The 7,177-nt window shown below is 64.7% G+C and carries 5 protein-coding genes; 2 read left to right on the top strand and 3 right to left on the bottom strand.

From position 1 onward, the window contains the following. Positions 1-448 precede the first annotated feature (448 nt). On the bottom strand, positions 449-1,057 hold the full coding sequence (gene msrQ, locus JNJ68_RS07030; protein ID WP_294980674.1) for a protein-methionine-sulfoxide reductase heme-binding subunit MsrQ: 609 nt from the start codon (positions 1,055-1,057) through the stop codon (positions 449-451). Beyond that, a complete protein-coding gene (msrP, locus tag JNJ68_RS07025; protein ID WP_294980672.1) occupies positions 1,057-1,956 on the bottom strand; it encodes a protein-methionine-sulfoxide reductase catalytic subunit MsrP in 900 nt (299 codons plus the stop codon). The genes msrQ and msrP overlap by 1 nt, the downstream gene beginning before the upstream one ends. 372 nt (positions 1,957-2,328) lie before the next feature. Between msrP and JNJ68_RS07020 the strand changes: the two genes are divergently transcribed. Next, complete coding sequence (locus JNJ68_RS07020) at positions 2,329-3,834, top strand: caspase family protein (RefSeq protein ID WP_294980670.1); 1,506 nt, start codon at positions 2,329-2,331, stop codon at positions 3,832-3,834. A gap of 1 nt (position 3,835) precedes the next feature. Continuing rightward, on the top strand, positions 3,836-4,462 hold the full coding sequence (locus JNJ68_RS07015) for a hypothetical protein (protein WP_294980668.1): 627 nt from the start codon (positions 3,836-3,838) through the stop codon (positions 4,460-4,462). 50 nt (positions 4,463-4,512) lie between these two features. On the opposite strand, the gene clpB is transcribed toward JNJ68_RS07015, so the two are convergent. Then, positions 4,513-7,128 (bottom strand): ATP-dependent chaperone ClpB, encoded by a 2,616-nt coding sequence (gene clpB, locus JNJ68_RS07010; protein WP_294980665.1) that lies wholly within the window; start codon positions 7,126-7,128, stop codon positions 4,513-4,515. Between the last annotated feature and the right edge of the window lie 49 nt (positions 7,129-7,177).

Below are 7,177 nucleotides of genomic sequence, written 5' to 3'. Positions count from 1 at the left end.
CACAAGTAGTGAAGCTGACACCTACATCATCGGTCGGCAACCTCGCGGTCGCTCACCCTAGTAGGCCGATATGCTAGACGTTAGACGCCGATGCGCCCAAACCGCCCGCATATCCCTTCATTCATTCAGTTTTCAAAGAGCCATCGTCAGACAAAAAACATGCGATCCGCCAACTTCTTGGCGTATCCCTTCGCGCCTTGCCTTCAGATTTTCCGAACTTCCGCTTCCGTCGCCAGCCGCTTCCGTCCGTCACCGTCGCGTCTCTGCTTCGGTGAGGGGGTATTTACGGAGGCCATCGGGAAGCCGCAAGAGCAAAAAACATCTTCGTCGCAAAATTTTTGCAGAAGCCGGAAAACACCGCAAAATCTGGTGGTTGGCGCAAGAAAGCCCACAACTGCCGCGGCATTGCGGCAATTTTCTTGCGCCTGCAGCGCCGTTGGAACCCGAGTCAGGCCGACGCGCGGCGCCGGATCGGGGCCTTCGGAAGCAGGCGCGAGGCAAGAAGGCCCAAGGCAAGCCCCAGATAGACCAGAACCTCGCCGGTCCACACCTTGGAGATCAGCGCCAGATGCACCGTTCCCGCCAGAATCGCTACATAGGCCAGCTTGTGAAGCCTGTTCCAGCCGACCGCCCCAATGCGCCGGATCGCACCATTCCACGAGGTCGCGGCCAGGGGAACCATCACCAGGAAGCCGATCATCCCCAGGATCACGAACGGCCGCTTTGTCAGGTCAGCCAGCATCTCGCCCCAGCGCAGGCCCATGTCGAGCCAGACCCACGCGACCAGATGCAGGCTGACATAGAGGAAGGAGAGCAACCCGAGCGCCCTGCGGAAACGCAGAAGGTTCAGCCCCAGCCGCCGCATGGGCGTGACCGCCAACGAGGCCAGCAGGAACTGCAAGCCGCGTTCGCCAAGCCCCCGTTCGATGGCCTTGACCGGGTCCGGCCCTAGGCCACCGAAGACCGCCCCCCAGACAAGAAACCCCAGCGGCACCAGGCCAAAGAGATAAACCACCCAGGTCGGCACCCTGCGGGCAAGCCCGTTCAGCCGGTCCATCAATAGTCGACCGCCAGATCCTGACCGGCATACATCGACGCCACCTCGGCCTCGTAGCCGTTGAACATCAGCGTGTCCTGCCGCCCGGCGAAGAGCCCGCCACCGAGGGGGCGTTCGGAGGCCTGGCTCCAGCGCGGATGGTCCACCTTGGGGTTCACATTGGAATAGAAGCCGTATTCCTGCGGTTGCAGCATGTTCCAGGTCGTCAGCGGCATCTTGTCGACCAGCGAAATCCGCACGATCGACTTGATCGACTTGAACCCGTATTTCCAGGGCACCACCAGACGGATCGGCGCGCCGTTCTGCTTCGGCATCTCCTCGCCATAGAGGCCCGTTGCAAGGATGGTCAGCGGGTGCATCGCCTCGTCCAGCCGCAACCCTTCGCGGTAGGGCCAGTCGATGAAAGGCGAGGCCTGGCCTGGCATCTCTTCGGGGCGAAGCAGTGTCTCGAAGGCCACGAAGGTCGCGCCCGGCTGCACGCCGGCCCGCTCCAGGAGGCCGGAAAGCTGGAAGCCGATCCAAGGGACGACCATCGACCAGGCCTCGACGCAGCGGAAGCGGTAGATGCGCTCCTCGAGCGGCTGGCCCTTGACGACGTCGGCAAGGTCGTAGGTGCCGGGCTTGTCGACGAGGCCGTCAATCACGACGGACCAGGGGTCGACGGTCAGGCCACCCGCGTAGGACGCAGGATCGCCCTTGCCGGTGCCGAATTCGTAGAAATTGTTGTAGGTCGAGATGTCTTCCAGGCTGTTCGGCTCGGCATCGGTGGAATACTTGCTCGGCGCCGCCTCGATCCGGGCCAGCGCTGGGGAGGCAAGCAGGGTCGCCGCACCGGCGATCAGCTGGCGGCGGTTCAGCCACAGGGGCTTCGGCGTGACGTCGGACCATTTCAGGGGCATCGGCGGCTCCTCCGGGATTTCTGCAAGGATGCGCCTCTGCGCAGAAAAGGCAAAGCAATCCGGCTCACGTGTGCGGCAGTAGCCTGAAATATTCCGTCCCGGGCCCGACGGATCACCGGTCCGTCCGCAGTTGTCCATGCGCGGCGGCTTTCCCGGCGGAGCGAAATCAAGGCCTTGGCCGTGGGCGTTCATGATCGGTTAGCCATCTTCTCCGCAGAGGAGACCGCACCAGGCCCATATCCGCGTCAAGTCACCCTTTCCGACCCATGGGCACGCGCTTTTGACGGGCTGCTGACGGTTTGGCCTTTGCCGCGTTCGCGAATTGGGCGTAGCCTTTGACGCAAGGTCAATTTCTCCTGCCCCGGTTCTGCCATGCTCCGCCGCCTGCTGGCCCTGCCGCTGTTCCTGCTGCTTTTCGTGGCCTCCGCCCTTGCCGAAACCCGTGCCAAGGACCGCGTCGCCCTGGTTTTCGGCATGGCCGCCTACCAGAACGTCACCGCGCTGAGGAACACCGTCAACGACGCCACGGCGCTGGCCCGGACGCTGGAGGAGATTGGTTTTCACGTCGATGTCCGGATGGATGCCACACGGGAAGAGACTCTGGCCGCGCTGGACAAGTTCGCCTTCGAGGCCGAAACCGCCGACATTGCCCTGATCTACTATGCCGGGCATGGCGTTTCGGTCCAGGGCACCACCTTCCTGATCCCGGTCGATGCGAAGGTGCGGCAAGCGAAGGATATCGTCTCGGCCTCGGTCACGATGGATCAGATGATGGCCGCCGTCGACGGGGCGCGGAAGATGTCGGTCGTGATCCTGGACAGCTGCCGCGACAACCCCTTCCCCGATGTGATCGACCTGCGAGATCCCGAGGTCGCCAAGGGATTGACCACCGGCAAGGGCGGCCTGGCCCCGCCGTCGCCGGAACGCGGCACGCTGGTGGCCTATGCGGCCCGCGATGGCGAGGTGGCGCTGGACGGGGACAGCGCGAACAGCCCGTTCAACATCGCGCTGCGCGCCAACATGGTGAAGCCGAACCTGGAGATCAGTCTTTTGTTCCGACAGGTACGCGATGACGTGCTTGCCGCCACGGGGAACCGGCAGGAACCGACCGTCTACGGCTCGCTTCCCGGCGAACCCTTCTATCTGACCGCCGATGCCGCCGCCGGATCGTCGGAGCCCGGCGTGGAGGAGTTGGCCGTCGCCTGGCAGCGCGTTGTCGCGGCGGACCGCGCCAATCTGGAAAAGTCGGCCGCGGCGGGCGATTCCCGGTCGCTGGTCGGGCTGGCGCTGGCCAAGCTTGACCGCCAAAGCACCGATTACGCCCCGCAAGAGGCGCAGGCACTGCTGGAGCAGGCGGTCGCGGCGGGCGACCCCGATGCGAAATACCGGCTGGCCAAGGTGCTGGAGGGCGGGATCGGCGTGGACCCCGACCCGACCCGGGCGCTGAAGCTGTATCAGGAGGCCGCTGAAGCGAAAGTCCCCGCTGCGCTGAACGACATGGGCTATTTCCACTTCACCGGCGAGCTTGGCCTGACGGCAGATCGGGACGCGGCGCTGGCGCTGTTCCGTGAGGCGGCGGCCCAGGGCCATACCGAGGCGATGTTCAACGTGGCCTCGTTCGCGGCCAACGGGCTGGTGCCCGACCTTGGCCCGAAGGATGCGGCTGACCTTCTATATCGCGCGCTGCGCGGTGGCAGCGAGTTGGCGCTGGACGGGCTTTTGAACAATGCCGACAAGTTCCCGAAGGAAACCTGGGCCGACCTTCAGGCCATCCTCGCCGAGAAGGGCCTTTATGACGGCACGGTGGATGGGTCGTTCGGACCCGGCACAAGGCGTGCGGTGCTTGCAGCTTACGGAATTTTTGAAACGGAGAACTGAAATGACGAAATCAATCCTGCCCCCATTCCTGTTCGCCCTGGGCCTGCTCTGGCTGATTCCGGCCGGGGCCGCGCGGGCAGACTGCTATGAACCGGAACCCGAAACGCCGTCGGGCATTGGTCTGTTGAGCATTTCCTGCGAGGACGGCAGCCCGCAGATCGGAACAGCCGTCAATACCAATGTCACGAAGGGAATCGTGAAGATTCTGCAAGGCGCCGACAAGACCTGCGACGCCCGCATCGACCTGCGCTACCGGATCGATTGCCTGCGGCTCTACTACCTGAAAGTTGCAGCGAACCTGCCGAATTCGGGCGACTACCTGCCGATCAAGTCGGCGATGCTGGACGCGGCTGACAAGCTGGATGCCATCGTCAGGAAATATGAGGATGTAAACGCCCCCCCGCTGCGCTTGCGCGAAGGGCACAAGCCGATGGCCAAGCGCCTGCCCCCGGTCCGCGCGGTGAAGGAGGGCTTTGCCGAAGTCGCCGCCGCTGAGGCTGCCGATGTGGTGAAGGAGACCGAGTTGATCATCATCCGTTCCGGCGGCGATCCGGCGCGGCGGACGGAGCATTACAACGAGGTCGCGGCGGCGGTTGAAGACAACCTCGTAGTCCTGCGTTCGGCCTGACACGGTGAAACGAAAAGGGTGGGCAAAATCGCCCACCCCTTCCCAGTCGCTTAGTGCACCACCGCCGATTGCGGGCGCTCCCGGCGACTTTGCACCACCCGGTCGCCGATGATGAGCCCCTCCGGCCCCGCAGTGACACGGATCACGCTGCCGTCGAGGATTTCTCCGGCCAGCAGCATCTCGGCCAGCGGGTCCTGCAACTGGCGCTGGATCACCCGCTTCAAGGGCCGCGCCCCAAAGACCGGATCGTAGCCTTCGTCGGCCAGCCAGGTCTTCGCCGTCGCATCCAGATCCAGCGTGATCTTCCGCGCAGCAAGGCGTTGCTCCAGCCGGTGCAACTGAATTTCCACGATGCCGGCCATGTCGCCCCGGTTCAGCCGGTCGAAGATGATCTGCTCGTCCAGCCGGTTCAGGAATTCGGGTCGGAAATGCTGGCGCACCGCTTCCATCACCTCGGCCCTGGCCGCGCTGGCATCCGCGCCGTCTGGCAGTTCCGACAAGGCCCGCGCCCCGAGGTTCGAGGTCAGGATGATCAGAGTCTGCCGGAAGTCGACCGTCCGGCCCTGGCCATCGGTCAGGCGCCCATCGTCAAGCACCTGCAACAGCACATTGAACACGTCCGGGTGGGCCTTTTCCACCTCATCGAACAACACGACCTGATATGGGCGGCGGCGGACCGCTTCGGTCAGCACCCCGCCCTCGTCATAGCCGACATAGCCGGGGGGGGCGCCGATCAGCCGGGCCACGGAATGTTTCTCCATGAACTCCGACATGTCGATGCGGACCATCGCCTGGTCGTCGTCGAAGAGGTAAGCCGCCAGCGCCTTGGTCAACTCGGTCTTGCCGACGCCGGTGGGCCCCAGGAACAGGAAGCTGCCCAGCGGACGGTTCTCGTCCGACAAGCCCGCGCGCGCCCGGCGCACGGCCTTGGAGACGGCTTCCACCGCTGCCCGCTGGCCGACCACACGCTTGCCCAGTTCCTCTTCCATCTTGAGGAGCTTCTCCTTCTCGCCTTCCAGCATCTTGGTCGTGGGGATGCCGGTCCAGCGCTCGACCACCTCGGCGATCTGCTCGGGCCGCACCGCCTCGGCGACCAGCGCCTGGCCTTCCTTGGCTTCCGCCTCGGCAAGCTGCTTCTCCAGCTCGGGAATCCGGCCGTATTGCAGTTCCCCGGCCTTGGCGAAGTTGCCCTCGCGCTTGGCGCCCTCGAGTTCCGCCCGCGCGACGTCCAGCTGTTCCTTCAGCCCGCGTGCCGCCTCCAGGCTCGCGCGTTCGTTCTGCCACTTCGCGGTCAGCTCGGAGGATTTCTCCTGAAGATCGGCAAGCTCCTTCTCCAGCTTTTCCAGCCGGTCCTTGCTCGCGACATCGTCTTCCTTCTTCAGCGCTTCCGCCTCGATCTGGAATTGCAGGATCTGCCGGTCGAGCGCATCCAGTTCCTCCGGCTTGGAATCCACTTCCATCCTCAGGCGCGAGGCCGCTTCGTCCACCAGGTCGATGGCCTTGTCGGGCAGGAAGCGGTCGGTGATATAGCGGTGCGACAGCGTCGCCGCCGCGACCAGCGCCGCATCGGTGATCCGCACCCCGTGGTGCAGTTCGTACTTCTCCTTGATCCCGCGCAGGATGGAGATGGTGTCCTCCACCGTCGGCTCTTCCACAAACACGGGCTGGAAGCGACGGGCCAGGGCCGCGTCCTTCTCCACATGCTTGCGGTATTCGTCCAGCGTGGTTGCGCCGATGCAGTGCAGCTCGCCCCGCGCCAGGGCCGGCTTGATCAGGTTCGCCGCATCCATCGCGCCTTCGGATTTCCCCGCGCCGACCAGCGTGTGCATCTCGTCGATGAAGAGGATGATCTCGCCGGATGCCGCCTCGATCTCCTTCAGGATCGCCTTCAGCCGCTCCTCGAACTCGCCGCGGTACTTGGCCCCGGCGATGAGGGCACCCATGTCCAGCGCCATCAGCTTCTTGTTCTTCAGGCTCTCCGGCACGTCGCCATTGACGATACGCAGAGCGAGGCCCTCGGCGATGGCGGTCTTGCCGACGCCGGGTTCTCCGATCAGCACCGGGTTGTTCTTTGTCCGGCGCGACAGCACCTGCATCGCCCGGCGGATTTCCTCGTCGCGGCCGATGATCGGGTCGATCTTGCCGTCCCGCGCCGCCTCGGTCAGGTCGCGGGCGTATTTCTTCAACGCCTCCATCGTGTCCTCGCTGGAGGCCGAGTCCGCCGTCCGCCCCTTGCGGACCTCGTTGATCGCCGTGTTCAGCCCCTGGGCCGTCACCGCCCCCGCCGTCAGCGCATCCTTCGCCCGGGTGTTCACCAGCGCAAGCGCGGTCAGCAGGCGCTCCACCGGCACGAAGCTGTCCCCGGCCTTCTTGGCCACGGCTTCCGCCTCGTCCAGCACCCGCACCAGCTGCGGGTCGATATAGGTCTGGCCATCGCCGCCAGAAACCTTCGGCAGCTTGGCAATCGCCGCATTCACCGCCGCATTGACCTGCTCGGGCGAGCCTCCCGCCTTGCGGATCAGGTTCGCGGCCAGGCCCTGATCGTCATCCATCAATGCCTTCAACAGATGATCGGGCAGCACCCGCTGGTGGCTTTCCCGCATCGCGATGGTCTGGGCGGCCTGAAGGAAGCCACGCGACCGTTCCGTGAATTTCTCCAAATTCATCGGCATTCTCCTTCCTCTGAAGCGCCTTGCCTGCGGTGCCCGGATCTCC

Origin of the sequence: Tabrizicola sp., assembly GCF_016793705.1 — a bacterium.
Lineage (GTDB): Bacteria > Pseudomonadota > Alphaproteobacteria > Rhodobacterales > Rhodobacteraceae > Tabrizicola.
Note: the sequence above shows the minus strand (reverse complement) of the source record. Positions and strands in the feature narration are given on the sequence as shown.

What these genes read in the sequence shown, in the direction of transcription:
- JNJ68_RS07020 (WP_294980670.1), top strand. Translation starts at nt 2,329, where the DNA reads ATGCTCCGCCGCCTGCTGGCCCTGCCGCTGTTCCTGCTGCTTTTCGTG.
- msrP (WP_294980672.1), bottom strand. Translation starts at nt 1,956, where the DNA reads ATGCCCCTGAAATGGTCCGACGTCACGCCGAAGCCCCTGTGGCTGAAC.
- msrQ (WP_294980674.1), bottom strand. Translation starts at nt 1,057, where the DNA reads ATGGACCGGCTGAACGGGCTTGCCCGCAGGGTGCCGACCTGGGTGGTT.
- JNJ68_RS07015 (WP_294980668.1), top strand. Translation starts at nt 3,836, where the DNA reads ATGACGAAATCAATCCTGCCCCCATTCCTGTTCGCCCTGGGCCTGCTC.
- clpB (WP_294980665.1), bottom strand. Translation starts at nt 7,128, where the DNA reads ATGAATTTGGAGAAATTCACGGAACGGTCGCGTGGCTTCCTTCAGGCC.